15 protein-coding genes and 1 pseudogene are annotated in these 16,235 nt (G+C 54.0%); 10 read left to right on the forward strand and 6 right to left on the reverse strand.

All coding sequences use genetic code 11. From position 1 onward, the window contains the following. Both ACZM8Y_RS15245 and ACZM8Y_RS15250 read left to right on the forward strand, forming a co-directional pair. A pseudogene (locus ACZM8Y_RS15245) lies at positions 1-194 on the forward strand (hypothetical protein); the annotation flags it as partial. After that, entirely contained in the window at positions 157-2,409 is a 2,253-nt protein-coding gene (locus ACZM8Y_RS15250; RefSeq protein ID WP_489501863.1) for a RepB family DNA primase, read from the forward strand. The pseudogene ACZM8Y_RS15245 and the gene ACZM8Y_RS15250, both read left to right, overlap by 38 nt. 117 nt (positions 2,410-2,526) lie before the next feature. On the opposite strand, the gene ACZM8Y_RS15255 is transcribed toward ACZM8Y_RS15250, so the two are convergent. Both ACZM8Y_RS15255 and ACZM8Y_RS15260 read right to left on the reverse strand, forming a co-directional pair. Continuing rightward, positions 2,527-8,487 carry an SNF2-related protein gene (locus ACZM8Y_RS15255; RefSeq protein ID WP_489501864.1) on the reverse strand — a complete coding sequence of 1,987 codons (5,961 nt, stop codon included), beginning with the start codon at positions 8,485-8,487 and terminating at the stop codon, positions 2,527-2,529. Next, a complete protein-coding gene (locus ACZM8Y_RS15260; RefSeq protein ID WP_072337178.1) occupies positions 8,388-8,708 on the reverse strand; it encodes an alpha/beta hydrolase family protein in 321 nt (106 codons plus the stop codon). The genes ACZM8Y_RS15255 and ACZM8Y_RS15260 overlap by 100 nt, the downstream gene beginning before the upstream one ends. A gap of 22 nt (positions 8,709-8,730) precedes the next feature. On the opposite strand from ACZM8Y_RS15260, the gene ACZM8Y_RS15265 reads away from it, so the two are divergent. Both ACZM8Y_RS15265 and ACZM8Y_RS15270 read left to right on the forward strand, forming a co-directional pair. After that, on the forward strand, positions 8,731-9,000 hold the full coding sequence (locus ACZM8Y_RS15265; RefSeq protein WP_072337180.1) for a hypothetical protein: 270 nt from the start codon (positions 8,731-8,733) through the stop codon (positions 8,998-9,000). 39 nt (positions 9,001-9,039) lie between these two features. Further along, complete coding sequence (locus ACZM8Y_RS15270; RefSeq protein WP_302552336.1) at positions 9,040-9,471, forward strand: hypothetical protein; 432 nt, start codon at positions 9,040-9,042, stop codon at positions 9,469-9,471. A 50-nt stretch (positions 9,472-9,521) separates the two neighbouring features. On the opposite strand, the gene ACZM8Y_RS15275 is transcribed toward ACZM8Y_RS15270, so the two are convergent. Further along, positions 9,522-10,277 (reverse strand): DsbA family protein, encoded by a 756-nt coding sequence (locus ACZM8Y_RS15275; protein ID WP_489501865.1) that lies wholly within the window; start codon positions 10,275-10,277, stop codon positions 9,522-9,524. Between the two features lie 88 nt (positions 10,278-10,365). Between ACZM8Y_RS15275 and ACZM8Y_RS15280 the strand changes: the two genes are divergently transcribed. Both ACZM8Y_RS15280 and ACZM8Y_RS15285 read left to right on the forward strand, forming a co-directional pair. After that, complete coding sequence (locus ACZM8Y_RS15280; RefSeq protein WP_077073077.1) at positions 10,366-10,623, forward strand: AbrB/MazE/SpoVT family DNA-binding domain-containing protein; 258 nt, start codon at positions 10,366-10,368, stop codon at positions 10,621-10,623. Further along, entirely contained in the window at positions 10,623-10,955 is a 333-nt protein-coding gene (locus tag ACZM8Y_RS15285; protein ID WP_077073078.1) for a type II toxin-antitoxin system PemK/MazF family toxin, read from the forward strand. Before ACZM8Y_RS15280 ends, ACZM8Y_RS15285 begins: the two co-directional genes overlap by 1 nt. Positions 10,956-10,971: 16 nt before the next feature. Here ACZM8Y_RS15285 and ACZM8Y_RS15290 read toward each other — a convergent pair whose 3' ends face one another. Then, the gene (locus ACZM8Y_RS15290; protein ID WP_489501866.1) at positions 10,972-11,667 is read right to left on the reverse strand and encodes a TraM recognition domain-containing protein; all 696 of its coding nucleotides are present in this window, start codon (positions 11,665-11,667) and stop codon (positions 10,972-10,974) included. A gap of 316 nt (positions 11,668-11,983) precedes the next feature. On the opposite strand from ACZM8Y_RS15290, the gene ACZM8Y_RS15295 reads away from it, so the two are divergent. From ACZM8Y_RS15295 to ACZM8Y_RS15305, 3 genes are all read left to right on the forward strand, one after another. Beyond that, entirely contained in the window at positions 11,984-14,728 is a 2,745-nt protein-coding gene (locus tag ACZM8Y_RS15295; protein ID WP_483218064.1) for an ATP-binding domain-containing protein, read from the forward strand. Positions 14,729-14,871: 143 nt separating this feature from the next. Further along, entirely contained in the window at positions 14,872-15,087 is a 216-nt protein-coding gene (locus tag ACZM8Y_RS15300; protein ID WP_483218063.1) for a transposase, read from the forward strand. Positions 15,088-15,108: 21 nt separating this feature from the next. Beyond that, entirely contained in the window at positions 15,109-15,234 is a 126-nt protein-coding gene (locus ACZM8Y_RS15305) for a hypothetical protein (protein WP_489501868.1), read from the forward strand. On the opposite strand, the gene ACZM8Y_RS15310 is transcribed toward ACZM8Y_RS15305, so the two are convergent. Continuing rightward, positions 15,224-15,346, reverse strand: coding sequence for a hypothetical protein (locus ACZM8Y_RS15310; protein ID WP_282705450.1), 123 nt, complete (start codon positions 15,344-15,346; stop codon positions 15,224-15,226). The genes ACZM8Y_RS15305 and ACZM8Y_RS15310 overlap by 11 nt on opposite strands. Between ACZM8Y_RS15310 and ACZM8Y_RS15315 the strand changes: the two genes are divergently transcribed. Next, positions 15,293-15,505, forward strand: a complete 213-nt coding sequence (locus tag ACZM8Y_RS15315; RefSeq protein WP_483218079.1) for a hypothetical protein — start codon at positions 15,293-15,295, stop codon at positions 15,503-15,505. The genes ACZM8Y_RS15310 and ACZM8Y_RS15315 overlap by 54 nt on opposite strands. Here ACZM8Y_RS15315 and ACZM8Y_RS15320 read toward each other — a convergent pair. Next, on the reverse strand, positions 15,485-16,235 hold a 751-nt coding region (locus ACZM8Y_RS15320; protein ID WP_489501867.1), incomplete at its 5' end, for an IS5 family transposase. The two genes, ACZM8Y_RS15315 and ACZM8Y_RS15320, sit on opposite strands and share 21 nt — an antisense overlap.

Here is a 16,235-nt window from a genome sequence, read left to right on the forward strand (position 1 = left end):
CCATGATGATTCGGGAACTTCGCCGTATCGGGGGCCTGCTCAAGCACAACTTTGAAACGCTTCGGCAGTCGGGTGCCGGTGTGGATATGCTTGAGCGGCAGGAACGGGCGTTGGAGCTTCTGGTTTCCGCCATTGAGCATCTTGGAGTGCCCGGCCATGATAGTGAAGAAAGTCAGACGGGAAATCGTCGATAAGCCGAAGACGTGGCAGATCGGGGATCTGGTGGATTACATCCGCTTTCCTCACAACAAGAATCCGCAGGAAAAGGTCGCCCATGCGGGCAGCAGGAATTTCCTGACTTCCACGCATAATGGCCAGAAGATGGAAATGATCGCTCTGGCCGAAGAGTCGGTTCACAGCAAGATGCCGGTGCAGCACTGGATTTTTTCATGGCAGGAGGGGGAGCAGCCCACGAGGGAACAGGTGGATGAGGCTGTGGATATTTTTCTGGGTCACATGGGGCTGGCCGGGCATCAGACCGTGTACGCTCTGCATTATGATACCGATAACTACCATCTTCACATTGCGGTGAACCGCATGAATGAGGAAACGGGAAAAGTCGTTCAGCCGCACAAAGGATTTGATATTGATGCGGCGCACAGGATTCTTGCGCTCATTGAACACGGACAGGGATGGAAACCGCAGGAAAAAGCCCGGTATGTCGTGCTGGAAAACGGTGAACTGGCCCGGAGAAAGAGCGGCAGGGAAATAAAACCTCGACAGGCCGCCCTGGACGTTGAACACGCCACGGGAGAGAAGTCTGCCCAGCGTATCGCACAGGAGCGGGGGTATGACATCATACGGGATGCAGACTCATGGGAAGATATGCACCGGAAGCTGGCAGAAGTTGGTCTCCGTTTTGAGAAAAAAGGGTCCGGTGCGGTCATTTTTGTGGGAGATATTGCCGTGAAGGCTTCTTCCGTGGACCGGGCTTTCAGCATGAAAAAACTTTGCAGAAAATGGGGAGAGTTCACGGAAGGAAACTATACGAAGGAGCAAGAAGCATTGCCGCCGGAGCCGGTGAGTTCGGTAAACCTGGAAGAATGGAAACTCTATCAGCAGGAATTTGAGGAAGAAGAAAAAGAGGCACGAAACGACGAGGCAATAACGCCGGTCGATTCCCTGCGAAAGCGGCAGAGAGAACAGCGTCGGAAGAGTCTTGCCCGGCTGGCGCAATACGGCGTGCCGGTACTGAATATTGCCCGTCATTGTCTGAAAATACAGCAGAGGGAAGAGCGACGTTTCCTGCGGGGCACGGGGAAAAAGGTCAGGCGGCATAAACCCCGGTTTGAGGCATGGCTGCGGGCAAAAGGACTGCATCGTCAGGCAGGACTCTGGAGGTATCGTTCCGCCTGGGAAAAGACAAGACACACCCCGCCGCCGGTGCCGGACAGAGGAAGAGAATTCATGCGGGAAATGGAGAATTTCAGGCGTTATGCCGCAGCCGTCGGAGCAGACAGGTATCGAGTGACCTGCATCGCCATGGAGACAAACGGGAATAAAAAGACCTTCATTCTCGACAAGGAAGGCGGCGTTACCAGGGGATTTACCCCTGAAGAACTGGTCTTGCGCATACCTGAGATGCTCAGGCTCCAGCGGCGCGAAGAGAATATATATTACACTCCGTTATCCGAGGAAAAACATCATGTGCTTATCGACGACATGACGGCGGAAAGTCTGGTCCGGCTGCAAAGGGACGGATACCGGCCTGCGGTCATTCTGGAGAGTTCTCCGGGGAATTTTCAATGCCTTCTGACCATCGCAAAACTGGGGAGCCGTTTTGACCGGGATGTGGGCAACCGGCTTACGGAACGGCTGAACAAGGAGTATGGAGATAAAAAATTGTGCGGTTGCATCCACCCGCACAGAGCGCCGGGCTTTGAGAATCGAAAGCCGAAGCATCGTCGGGAAGACGGTTCCTTCCCGGAGGTGAAACTTCTGGTTGCCGAAAAACGTGAGTGCCACAAGGCGCTGGAGCTGGCCCGACAGATAGCCGGGGAATATGAGGCCGCCGCTGAGAGCAGAAAACGATGTCCGGTACTGCCTCCGGGAGGCGGACCTTCAGGCGATGCCGTTACCGCCTACCATGCTCACCTGGAGGATATTCGCCGTCACCTGACCATTGAAGACTACTCCCGTGTGGATGCCATGATCGCCCTGCGACTTCGCGCTACCGGCCATAGCCGGGATGCTGTGATGGAGGCTGTCCGGCAATGCGCTCCCGCTATCCGGGAGACGCCCGCACGCAGAGACTGGCAGCGATACGCCGAACGCACGGCGGATTACGCTTTCGGCACAGCGGGAGATGTAGAGCTGGCGAAGTATGAAACATACCGGGAGCTGTGGCGACGAGTGGAGGAACGTGTCGGTATGCAGCAAAAGTCTGCACTCCATACACGCATGAGGTAATATGCAGTCTTTGGGGAGTGCGGAAGTCGGACAGCCTGCGGCAGTTTGCGAATCATTCACAGTAAGAAGCGCCTTTTGAACTATCAATTCAAAAGGCGCTTCTGTCATGCTGATGCTTTATCTCATTCGCATGGAGAAAGTCTCCTGCACAGGAGGCGCAGTGATGTTTTGCGTTTCCGCCATGTTCTTATAGATGCTGGCATAGTCCAGAGTTTCCTTGAGCGTATCAAAAGAGGCATGGACGGTTCGCGCACCGTTGATGATGTGGTCTTTTTCATACTGAACACGCAGGCCGACTTTACCCTCTTCCGTCTGGAATATTCTCAGCTCAAATATTCCGCCGTCACCCGTTTCAACCTTCAGCTCGTGTTCTTGTTTGCCGTAAAAATCCATGCCGGAAGGCCGGAATCCGGCTTTTTCCATGGCTTGGCGATAGGAGTCGCCCTCCGTTGCCGAAGCTGCGGAGAGATCCTTCTCAGGATGCGTCATGGCATCGGCAAAACCGAGCAGTGCGGCATCCTGGCGTGCGAAATTCAGGGCGTCTTCTCTGCTCTCAAACTGCTTGAAGCGGACACCGGGCGGGCCTTTCACAAGGGAGTGCCAGAGATTGTCGTCATACAGGCAATGGATGGGCCACCTCGTAGTTTCACGCACATGGGAACGGTTCAGAAGATACCCGACCGGACTGTGCGTGACGGCGTACTCCGTCTGGTCCCCCTGCTCACCAAAGGTAAGCGTACAGACACGGTGGTCTTTCGGTGCCGCGTCTGCCATGGAGAAGGGGGCGTCGGGAGTTTCCTGCCTGGTCTCTTCTGCCGGAGTCGTGTCGGCCCCGGCGTCGGAAGTCTTTGGTGTCCAGTGGGAAACATAGCTCGCGTCATCCTGCATACGCTGCAACTCCCGGATGATGGCGCTATGATTTTCCCGCGCCAGGGTCAGTTCCTCCTTCTGGGGAAACTCCCTGCCGAGCGCTTCTCTGGTTGTTTCCAGTTCCGCCTTTTCATGACGGCAGGTTTCCCGGAATTTTTCCATGGCTTCATCGAAACCTTTGGCCAGGAAGTTGTCCATGCGCTGGAACAGACCGGAAAGACTGAGTTTGTTGTCAAAGAGATAGACGAGATTGTCCGGCTTGAACTCCTGTCCATCCGTACCTGTCACAACGATTCTGAACCCCTCCTTGCCGCCGAAGGACTGGGCATAGCGTTCAAGGTGCATGGCGAAGCCCCGATAGGAGCCGAACAGTACCCTGGCTCCGGCATTGCGCGTGATCTCCTTCACGCAGCCGAGCAGAATATCCTTTATTTTTTCGCCGTCTCTGTCCGTCAGCATCTTGTCTCCCGCAAAGAGTTCTATACGGATTTTTTCCTTGTCTTTTTCCTTGATGATATGGGTGTGGCTGTCCCGGTGCCGGATGTTGGCGGCGTAGGCGCTTTCCGCCTTGGCAAGACGCTCATCGGTTCCGTTGAGCCACTTCAGCCTGTCGCGCAGACGATGCTGTCCCCGCTGATGCTGGGAATACAGGGCTTCCAGCTTGCGAAGGTCTGCGGCAAGCTGAACCTGCATGAGAATCAGCGGATTGCCTGAAGCTGCGGCCTTCATTTCGGCGGCGTTGGCGGCCTCGCTCTGCACGTCGTCGATAACGCGCTGGAGCAGATCGCCCTTGCGGAACTGCTCGATGGCAGCCGCCTTGTACTCTATGGTCTGCCACATCCGGGCGTCATACGTCTGTTTGGTGGCATAGTTGTAAATGCCCACGGAGAAGTGTTCCGGGTCGCGCTCATAGAACAGGTTGCCCTGGCGGATAATGCGCCCGTTGCGCTGTTCCAGGTCGGAAGGCCGCCAGGGGGCATCAAGATGATGTGCGGCCACCAGACGTTTCTGGACATTCATGCCAGCGCCCATCTTGCTGGTGGAGCCGAGCAGGATACGAACATGGCCGGCATTCATGTCGGAAAAGAGTTTTGCCTTGCGGATGTCGGTGTTGGCCTCATGGATGAAGGCGATTTCTTCCGGCGGAACCCCCCGCGCGACAAGTTTGCTTCGTATGTCGTCATAGACGGAAAACTTTGACGACAGCGCAATGACGGCATCCATGTCGGAAGCGACGGAGGTGTCTTCACCGCTGTCGTCCTTTTCCGCCTGTGTTGTTCCGTGAGATTCCTCATCCTTCTGTTCAGGCAGAAGTGTGCCGTCCACGTCCAGCAGCGTTTCCAATTCCAGGTCGTTACGGTTGGCCGGTGCGGAAGTCGGAGTTCTGCCGCCCTTGGGGGTGGACAGGTCGCAGAAGACAAGCTGCGTGCCTCTGTCCGCCGCCGTGTCGCTCCAAATGTGATAGATGCGTTCAACGGCGGCGTTGACCTTGGACCCTGCAAAATCATCCGCGTGCGGTTCTATCAGGCGATAGTCCAGACCGGCCTTGCGGGCGTCGTTGGTGATTTTGAGCGGATTGTCCTGACGCGGATCGGGAGGAAGGTTTTCCATGCGGTGGATGATTTTTTCCATGTAGGCCGCCTGTTCCCCGGAGCGTTCGGCCACATCGTTATACGGCTTTCCATCAGTGACGGGAGGCGTCAGGGGGCGCAGCCCTGCCTGCTTTGCCTGTTCATCCAGATCGTTTTTGGTGACGACATCGGCAAAGGTCCGGTACATGGCAAGCAGTTCCGGGATGTTCTGGAATTTGGCGAAGCGGCTTTTGAGCTTGTAGTTCACCCCTGTGGCGTCAAGTTCCCAGCCGCTTGTGACCTGGCCGAAGGTGGAGGCCCAGGAGTCAAAATGGTCGATGCCCTTGGCCTGCAATTCCCCATACTGCATGTAGCGCTGGAGCGTGTACACTTCGGCAATGGTATTCGATATGGGGGTGCCGGTCAGAAAGTACACGCCCCGGCCTTCGTTTTTCCGTTGCAGGTAGCGGCACTTGATGAAGAGATCGAGCGCTTTGGCCGAACCTGTGATATTGCCCAGACCTGAGACGTTCATGGTGGTCTGATAGGCAAGGTTCTTGAACTCGTGGCTTTCGTCCACAAAGAGCGCATCCACGCCCAGGTCGGCGAAATCAACGGAGGTATCCTTTTTCCCCGTGCCCGCGAGCAGAAGTTCATAGCGAGCTTCCATGTTTTCCCGCTGCTTTTCAAGCTGCTTGACCGTGGCCCGGCCGCCTTCCGCCTCCTTCACGGCCTCAATGGCTTCCAGCACCGCATCAATCTGCTCCTTCAGAATCTCCCGCTGAATGTCGTGAGGCATGTCGATTTTACGGAAGGAGCTGTGCGCGACGATAACGGCATCCCAGTCTCCGGTCGCAATACGGGAAAAAAGCCGTTCCCGGTTCTGTTTGGTGAAGTCGGTCTTGTCCGCCACCAGAATATGGGCATTGGGATAGAGCTTGTAGAACTCATCCCGCCACTGGTGGAGAAGGTGGTTGGGGACGACCACCATCGGTTTGGAAACAAAGCCCATGCGCTTGGATTCCATGATGGTCGCTATGCAGGCCATGGTCTTTCCCGCGCCGACGACGTGATCGAACAGGGCCGTGCCTTCCTGAATGGCCCGCCAGACGGCATCCTTCTGGTGAGGCCGAAGTTTTACTTCTGAAGAAGCGCCGACCAGCTCAAGATGGGAGCCGTCATACCTGGGAGGCACGTTCGTGTTGAAGCGGTCGTTGTAGAGCCTGGACAGGCTGGCTCTTCTGTCGTCATCCGTCCATATCCAGTCCGTGAAGGCCTGTTTTATTTCGTCGGCCTTCTGCATGGCTGCGGCGGTCAGCTCCTGGTCCAGAACCGTGATGGGTCTGCCCTGTTCGTCGCGCTGGCCGGTTTCCTTTTCCACCTTGATGGGCTTGTTCATCAGAAGGGCTTCAATGATTTTTTCCGCAGGGTATTCCGGGATGCCCCAGACGTTGGTATTCAGCGCGGCATCGTACAGATAGACACGGACGCTCCATCGACCGAGCGTGGGCAGGTAATCCACCTGCTGAGAGCCTTTTCCGCCATGCAGATGTTCGATGAAGTCCGATATGACGGAAGGAGGAAGCCAGGCGGAGCCGAACTTGACGCCGATGTCCACGGCTTCTATGTCGGGCGGCAGAGCCTCCGTAAGCGCTTCCACATTGGGCAGAAAGCGAGGGTCGGAGCTTGCGGCGTCCCGTGCCTGACGCAGTTTTGCCCGGACATTGCCCGTGAGATACTTATCCCTGATTTCCCAGAGTTCCGTGGCGGGGTTGAGAAAAATAAGGCCCTGTTCCTGCAAGTCCCGCTGAATGACATCGGTGGAGCGTCCGAGAAGCTGTTCCATGCGGGCAAAGTCCACCTTGCCGCTTTCCCGAAGCGCTATGACAAGGGCATCCTTGGGGCTTTCCGCCTGTTGGGCGAGCGTCGCCGGTTTAAGCACACGCTGTCGGAATACGGCAGCTTTTCTGGCGGAAGCGGGTCTGGCCTGTCTGCCGGTCTTGCGGGCCACATCCGGCGAAATGCCCTTGTCGTAGTCCGCTTCCAGGGATTCCAGCAGAGCGTGTTCAGGGTCTTCCCGCATGAGGCTGCGGTTGGTTTGTGAGTTGAGGTGCCCGTATTTTTTGACAAAGGCGTCGTATTGCGTGTTGAGCCGCTGGCGCAGGTTCGCCATACGACTTTCACTTCCTTCGCCTTTTTCCTCATTGAGCAGCTCACGCAGGGTATCCCTGAGCTGAATCATGGAAGCCAGGCGCAGTCGGGCGGTTTCATTTTTTACGGTGACGGGTTCATAACCTCCGTCGCCGAACTCCCCGGAAGTCTTGAAGACGATTTTTCTGCTTTGAGGTTCAACGCAGAGTGCGCCCATTTTCAGGGACTGGAAGTAGTCGGAAGCCAGGAAGTCATGATTGAGACCGGATTCGGCTTCACGGACTTCGGCAGAGGGTAAGGGGCTGAACTGCACGGCAGGCAGCGCGTCCAGACGCCGGGCTATTTCTTCGCCGAGGTCTGTCTGAGACGCATCGGACACGCAGTTCAGGCTGTCCTCGAACATGCCCCCGGAATACGCCATTCTTCCGATGATCTGTTCCGGGCGGGAAGCGAAGTAGCTGTTGACCACGGCGGTGCGCCTGCCGCCGTGCTTGAGGTCGTCCACTTCCATGCTGGACGTGTGGAGCCACTCCAGACTCCGCTTGTTTTCGCCGTTGTGCTTTTGAAAGAAAACGATGTCGGTGGTGACATCCGTCAGGGCATTTTGCCGGAAAGCGGTTTCAGGCAGGCGCACCGCGCCCAGGAAGTCGGCATATCCCGCGATATGTTCGCGGGCGGAGGAATCGACGGCATCCATGAAGTAACGGCTGACCACAAAGGCGGCTATGCCGCCCTCGCGCAGCAGGCGCATGGACTTGGCGAGAAAATAGTTGTGGATGGAAAATTTTTTCAGTTCGGGAAATTCGGGGTCGTAGAGAGACTGATTCCCGAAAGGAGGATTGCCCACTGCAAGGTCGAAACTCGGCGTGTTGAGGGGGATGTTCTGAAAGCCGTTATTGATGTGGCGGGCTTTGGGGTACAGGTATGCGGCAATGGCCGCTGTTGTCGGTTCCAGTTCCACGGCCAGGAACCGGGCCTGGAAACTTTCCGGGCAAAGTCCGATAAAATTGCCGATACCCGCCGAAGGTTCGAGAATGTGGAGTTCCTTTCCCGTTTCAACGCCGAGTCTGGAAAGCCCCTGATAGATGCCCCTGATGACGGTTTCCGAGGTATAGTGAGCGTCCTGTGTGGAGCGCCGGGCGGCCGCGTATTCATCGGGGGAGAGTACGCCTTGAAGTTCCCGGTATTCCGCCGCCCATTTGTCGTTTTTGGGGTCAAAGACCTGCGGAAGACCACCCCATCCGACAAAATGCACCAGCGTGCTTTTTTCTTCCGGGGTGGCCAGTTTCGCGCCGTTGGCCTGGAGCTGCTTCAGCAGACGTATGGCGGCGAGGTTATCCGCATATTTTTTCTTTGCGCCGCCGACGCCAAGCTGATCTTCCGGGCTTATCCGGTAATTTTCAGGTTCATCTCCACCCCGCAGCTTTCCAAAATCTCCCAGTCCGACATCCCCCGCAGGCTCGCCTGCCGGGCGGATTCGCTGCACAGCGTCCTCTTCTCTATGGCCTGCTGCTGATCCAGTCGTATCTGCAAGGCCAGATTCCCTTCCTCTTCCAGGCGCTTCAGTTCGTCGGGACTGTTCAGTGCCCAGCGGTCGAGAATCAAGTAGGCTGAATTGGTGAACCCTCTGACCTTGAGGTCGTGAATGGTTTCTGGCTTGAGAACGGTTCTGGCGATGTCCAGCGGGTTTGTCTGTCTGTCCAGCATGGGAAACCTCCTGAGTTGAGGAATGTTGTTGTCTGAAGGCCGCGACTTCCTGCACGGTCAGGTAGTCTTCGTTTCCTTTCCGGAACAGCTCTTCCGGCGTGTCCCTGTCGCCGTCGATGAAGCGCACGATGTCCAGGGAAGGACTGTACATGCGTCCCCCGTCCGACGTTTCATAAACAGAGAAACCGCGTCCGTTCACGCCGAGCCTTTTCGGGGGGATGCTGTCATCGGGCGGAAGCAGCGGCTTCCGTTTGCCGGGATGTTCCGGTTCTTTCGGAAGTTCTTCGTGTGAGGCGGGGCTGACCGGAGGCGTAGCGGACGGGGGCTGTTCGTGCGTCGGCTCCCGGAGTATCCGTGTTCCGGCTTCTTCCCTTATGTCATCCTGAATGTTTTCTTCCCTGATCTGTTCGATATGGCTGACCATGATGTCGAACAGCGACAACTGACGGGAATCACTGGTCTGCTTGCGCCGTCTGGCCATACTGTCCTTTCCTTGCCGCTGGGCGGAGGAAAGGCGGCGCGTCGAAATGAAGACAGCCTGTTCCTACTCGCCGGGCTTTTTTTCCTGGGCGATTGTCAGCTTTGCGGCGTTTTCAACGACAATGCGCCCGTTTTCTTCATAAAAAACAACCTTATCCCCTTCCTTCACGTCGAGCTTTCTGCGAATGGCGAGGGGCAGCGTGATCTGACCGCGCGAAGTGACCTTGGCAAGTTCCATGAGTTCTCCCTGAAATCTTATTTACAAGATAAATCTTACTTATAAGATTAGTGAGAAGGGAAGCGTTCGTCAAGACGGGTCAGGGAAAGAGGGCGTCATAAAACGGACTCATTCAAAAGGCCGCGCGTAATCATCTGGACGATGCGTTCTTTGGCATCGGCGTCTTCGGCGCGGGCCTTATGGGCGAGTTCGAGAGCCAGCGGCACTTGTGAGGCCGTGAAATCACAGGCGGGAAAACGAATGCCGTCCAGAATCCAGGTGGGAGTTGAGGTGATTCTGGATTGCGAGGCGATAATATCCGCGCCTACGACAGGAGCGACCTGTTGCAGAGAGTCGGCAAAGTCTTCCGGCACAATGGCCGCATCCTGAAGCGCCGTTTGCAGCGCAGCCTCATAGGGTTTCGGAACGCCGAGAGGTGTCCGGGGCACCACGGCATTCCAGAAGCTGTGCGCGGCGTTCGGAGAAAAGCGCAGGAGTGCTTCAAAGCTCAGGGCTTTTTTCAACGACTCTCCGTAGTTGTCCGAAGGGCTGTGACGCACGACAATGCACATGCCGGGATTTTCCCGCTGTGCCCGGAGCGGTTCCTCAATGCCGCAGTAAGGACATTCCAGGTTGACCCAGTATTCCATGATGTCGCCCTGAAATTCTTTTGTCGGCCTGCCGTCCAGACAGGTTCTGCCGGAAAGGGCCGCATCGGGCGCGTAAGGCAGCGCCAGGTCTTTTGAAAGTTCTGCCTTTACGCCAGCTTCCACGGCTATCCGGTCGGACACGGGCGTTCCGGCATGGGCAGAAGGAACCGATCCCGACAAAAGACAGATGAAAAGAGTAATAAGTTGTACGAGTCGCGTCATAACTGTTCTCCGGTGCGGTATTGTCGAAGGGGACTTGCCATATTGGCGATTGCGAGTTATATAAAAATATAACTTATGGAGGATGACGATGTACACAGCTAATTTGAGAAAAGTCGGCGGTTCAGTGATGCTGGCCGTTCCTCCCGCCATTTTGGAAATGCTGCGAATGGAATCGGGGTCATCGGTAAGCATGGCCGTGGAATCCGGGCGTCTGATTATTGAGCCGAACGTCAGGAAGAAGTACAGCCTGCAGGAACTGTTGGCTCAGTGTGATGCTTCCGCGCCGCTTTCCCCTGAGGATGGAGTGTGGACCGGGGCTGGAGCCACGGGCGGGGAGCTGATCTGATGCGGCGTGGTGATATTTATCTGGTGACGCTTGATCCTACAGAAGGGCATGAGCAACAGGGAACGCGACCGGTGTTGGTGATTTCTCCCGACGAGTTCAACAGAGTGACGCAGGTTCCCGTAGTGTTGCCGATTACCAGCGGGGGGAATTTTGCCCGTACTGCAGGATTCGCCGTGTCGCTCAGCGGATGCGGCACGCGTACTACAGGAGTAGTTCGTTGTGACCAGCCCAGGGCGCTGGACTTGCGGGCGAGATCCGGCAGACGGCTGGAACAAGTACCGCCCGTCATTATGGATGAAGTTCTTGCAAGGTTGGCGACCATTTTCAGCTAGCCGGGCTTTTTCTCTTTTATGCCGCATGGTCATAGTGTTTCTCCTGGGAGAGCTGCACAAGCTGGGGGACGCGCAGCTGCGCTTTTTTCAGGGAAGGGTTGGCAAAGAACATGGTGCCCCGGACGATTTGCCCGCTGAAGATGAAATGGGCTTCGCCTTCGATCTGTTCCTGCAAGTCGCGCAGGACGACGCGGTCTTCCTGTTCCACGGTGGTGTTCATGGCGTCGCGGTAACCTGCGCTTATTTTTTCGTTGACGTTGAAGCCGGTGGTGCGGAGGACGGTGCCTTGTCCGGCCTGTCCCCGTATGAGTTCCCAAGTTTTTTCCGCGTCCTGCATTTTCATGAAGATTTTTATGGAGGTGTTGGCCACCATCTGCTGCGCGCCTTTTTTGTCTGCTTCCAGAATACCGGCGTAATCCTGGGAGGCGACGATGGCGGCTATGCCGAGACCGCGCCCCTGTGTCAGCACGACCTCAAAGCCGGGGGTGACGATGGCCGCATATTCATCCACGATGCACAGATACGGGCCGATGCCCACAGTGTCCGTGGGCAGGGCTTCCAGCACGTCGGCGGCGTCGCCTTCAATATGTGCGCCGAGGCCAACGGCACAGGCGTTGCGTATGGCGGAGAGGCTGATTTTTCCGAGGCTGGCCAGTTCTGCGGGGGCTTTTTCCAGCGAAGGCAGAAGAACGACCAGCACGCGGCGCTGCATGATAAAAGCGAATATTATATGTAATTATTTGATTTTATAAATATTTTATTTCAGTAAAAATATGAGTACCTGCGTAAGTACCTACAAAAAAGAAAGATTAAAAAAATTTTTCCGGACGAGATAGGATCTCTTGTGGAATATGAAAAGCGCTACTACCGTAGAAGTAAATATATTCTTGAGAGAATTGTAAGAAATCAAAACCACCCACATAGCGGGTGGTTTTGAATACCTCTTTGGACTTTACTGGATGACGAAAATTGGGTAAAATTATCATTAAAATGTATAAATTTTATCATGTTCCTGATTGGAGAGACGCATGTCTGAATCACATCTTGACAAATACCTTGCGGAAAACAAGCTCGCTCATCTCGCTCAGGAATCAATTGAGAAATTTGCTGAAATATCGAGTATTGTGGAATCAAAGTTGTCCCAGGATTTCTCATACAGTTCTGGCGTCATGGCCTCTCCAAACCATGATGCATTCAAGAATCTTGCCAGCATAAGCAATACCCTCAGACATGAATACCTGAAACTGAAAGCCGAACCAGCCGTCGGTCGCGTGGTAATCGATTTTCCGGATAAGAAGGAAACAAAGGTTTATTATATTTGCCGCGCGACTCCGCCAACCGGAGTGAAAAACCTAATTAGTTACAGGGCCCCCATGGGAAGACTGGCGGCTCTTGAAATCGGCGAGACATACGACATGGGGGAGGTGACTGGGCTCGAGCAGTTTGATGAGCAGGACATAGTCAAGATACAGCAGGTCACCTACATCCCGAAAAGGACCAATGCCGGATGGGATTCACGCAAGACTGAATACAGGGATTCCATCGATCTCCAGTTCAAGACGATAAGTTCGTTATTGAAGGTTCTTGAGAAAGAAGAGGATATCGACCCCGAAAAAGTCTTGGAAAGGTATCTTCAGGAGCAGGAACGGGAAACCAATGTCGTTACCGGGATAAAGAAGGAAATCGTCGAAAGGTTCACTTTGCCGGATCAGGTCTTTCTTGATTCGCAACAGGACGACATCTTCCGCCTGCGCCTGAATTGTTCGCTTTTGCTGGTTGGGCCTGCTGGAACCGGCAAGACGACCACGTTGATCCGGCGGCTTGGCCAAAAGCTTGATTTCAAAAACGGGCTTATGGAAGCGGAACGGGATCTTGTGTTGAGAACATTCGAAACGGAAGAAGAGTACCGTTCCAGTTGGATTATGTTCACGCCCACGATCCTGCTGAAAAGCTATCTCAAGGAGGCTTTCAATAGGGAAGGCGTCCCAGCAGACGATCAGCATATCACCACCTGGGACTCATACAGAAACAAGCTCGGCAGGGACGTGCTGAGGATACTGAAGACAGCAAGATTCGAATCCGGCTTTCTCTATTCGCAAGATGTCACGACATTGCGGAATGATTTTGACTCCCTTACCGAGCTGTTTTCCGAATTCCACAGTTGGCTCGTGAAAGACTACATGAACGAGTTGACCCAGGCCTTGGAGAAATCCGTATCGCTGGGCCTCTTCAAGGAAAACTCATTCATCAACAGGTATTATGACTTGATAACCAGGTCATCCAATTCCGATAGGTTCTTCCTTGATGAGATATTCTGCCTGATATTCACGAATCATGAGCAGATATCTGACCTGTACAAAAAGGAAAGGAAGGAAATAGAAACAGCCATAAATACGGATTTGGGAAACAAGCTGAAGAATAAAAAATTCTTGGTAGAATATTCGGACTTTCTTGCAAGTCTTGAAAGCCGCGAGCAGACGGAAGCGGATGAAAGCGAGGCGGCCGAGGCCGACATCATTGATGAAGAAGATGACGATGGCCTGACCTCCAGCGACAGAATCAAGATTGCGATAAGGAAATACCGCAGCCTTATAATATGGCTCGCTTCCAAGGCGTCCGGTTTCGATACGAGAAAATCCACATCGAGAAACGCCAGACAGATGGAATGGCTTGGCGACAGGATACCTCCTCGTGACGTGCTGGAAACCATAAACCGGTCTGCCAGCAGAATCAGGAGCATGGGTCCACTGTACAATCCTTTGAACAAGTTTTTCAATTCAATCGTCGCAAGATACGGCAAGTTCAGAAAACTTAAGCAGGCGGAGAACAAGTTCTATCATCCAGATTCAGCCCTGCGTAAGAAAATTAGCGGCACGGAACTTGATCTGCTCATATTCACTAAATTGAGGATAGCTGCCGACCTTCTGCGCAAGCAACAGCTGGCCCATGACGAGTCAAGGTTGACTTCATCTCTCAGGCCGGTAAGGGAGAATTACAGGGCCCAAGTGTTCGTGGATGAGGCTCCGGACTTTTCCCCGCTCCAGCTGGGATGCATGAAATTGATGGCTCACCCAAAGATAAATTCATTCTTTGCATGCGGCGACTTCAACCAGCGTCTTGCCTCGGAAGGAACCAGAGATGTGGGCATCATCAAGGATTTTCTGCCAGGCGGTAATATTGAGGAAAAACATATATCCATCCCCTATCGGCAGACGAAATCTCTTTACAAGTTCTCTCTGAAGGTACTCGATATGGTCGGCGGCAACGCACATGCATCCGGCCATCAGGAAAACATGCATGCGAACGAGGGATTCAGGCCGGTATTAGGGGAGAATCTCGAAAACCGACAAATATCGTCATGGATTGTCGATCGCATAGTCGAGATAGAGCAAATCCTTGAAGGCAACATTCCTTCCATAGCTATTCTCGTACCGTCGGAGGAGTATGTGAGCCCGATCGCCCGGGAGATAAAGGAAAAACTCAACCAGAAGACAAACGCCCTTGTCCAAGCATGCCATGAAGGGCAGACAGTTGGAGATGGGCGGGCAATAAGGGTTTTTGATATAAAGCATATCAAGGGGCTTGAATTCGAGGCAGCCTTCTTCGTCTCCCTTGACAGGCTCGCACTTTTGTACCCGGACTTAATCGGCAATTATCTCTATGTCGGGGCTACAAGGGCCGCCCAATTCTTGGGCGTTACCTGCGAAAAGGAATTGTCGGGAAATTACGGGCAAGCGCTGAAAGATGAATTTGCCACAAACTGGGGAGTGTAGAGATGGCGATCAATTCAAAAATTTTTGGAATGCAACCAAAATAAATAACACAGGTAATCCCCAGGCTTTGCCGGAGGATTACCTGTGTTTAGAGGATATCCGGCATGATTTTTGATTCTAAAAAAATCTGGTAAGCTCGTCCCATGAAACAGACAGACTTTCGCGATGTGCCTGATGAACTGTGGGAACGTATCGAGACTCTTCTTGCCCCATTCAAACGAAAAAGAAGTGGCGGCAGCAAGCCGCTTTCACAGCGCACGATTCTTGCCGGGATTCTCTACAAATGCCGGAGCGGATGCCAATGGGCCATGCTTCCCGCCTGCTATGGCTCAAAAAGCACTGTCCACGAACACTTCTAACGCTGGAACAAAGCCGGTGTCATGGCGGAGATTTTTCGCATATTTCTTGCGGAATATGGGGAAAAGGTCGGCGTAGATGCCCAATGGCAAGCTATGGACGGCACCTTGCTGCAAGCGCCGACGCGCTCTCAAAAAATCAGCGGCTGAGGGCCTCGGACGCAACCCGACGGATAGAGGGCGAAGTGGCGGCAAGATCCATCTCCATGTGGACGGTCAGGGTATTCCTCTGGGAGTGACGGCTGTAGGCGCCAATGTGCATGACAGCCGCCTGATAGGAGCGACGCTGAAAAAATCTCGGGAAATGGGCGGCTGGTTTCTGGGGGCTGAAGTTCGACACCTCTGTCTGGACAAGGGGTATGATCATCCGCGAGTCAGCGAGGGCGTGTCTGCAAACCTCTTATCGAAGCCAGATAAGTGAAGCAGCCAGACATACAAAGGCCGCAAAAACTTCTGCCAGCTTGTCATAACGAGTTGCAATTTTACGATATTCTTTGATCTTGTTAAAAAACGTCTCAATAAGATGACGTTCCTTGTAGAGATGTCTGTCAATGGTACGGGGATGATGGTTCGTTCTTCTGGAGGGAATAACTGCTTCACATCCCTGCTGGTGAAGCGCATCGATGAGACTCCTGCTGTCATAGCCCTTATCGGCCAGAATTGTTGTGTTATGATACTGGATTAGAAGGTTACTGGCTTGAGGATACTCGGAGTATTGTCCTGCCGTGACAGTAAAAGCCAACAAATTACCGAGAGCATCCACCACCGCATGAATTTTGGAAGTAAAGCCGCCACGACTTCGGCCGAGAGCCTGATTGATTCCAGAGGTATGTCGAGCTCCGGCACTATGCTTGTGAGCATGAACGTATGTCCCATCAATCATGATGTGGTTCATGTCAGCCTGTAAGGTAAGAAGCTTAAGGATAGCAGTCAGATATCCTCTTTTCTGCCAACGCCTGAATCGGGAATATACGGTTTTCCACGAACCATATTTCTCTGGCAAAGCTCGCCATGGAGATCCGGTTCGCAGCATCCAATGTACAGCATTGAGAAAGTTTCTGACGTCACCAATCGGTCTCCCTCCACGAGGAGAACCTTCTGTTGGCAGTATGGGCTCAAGCCTGAGCCAGAGGTCTTCAGGGATGTCATAG

It is taken from the genome of Bilophila sp., assembly GCF_057864385.1.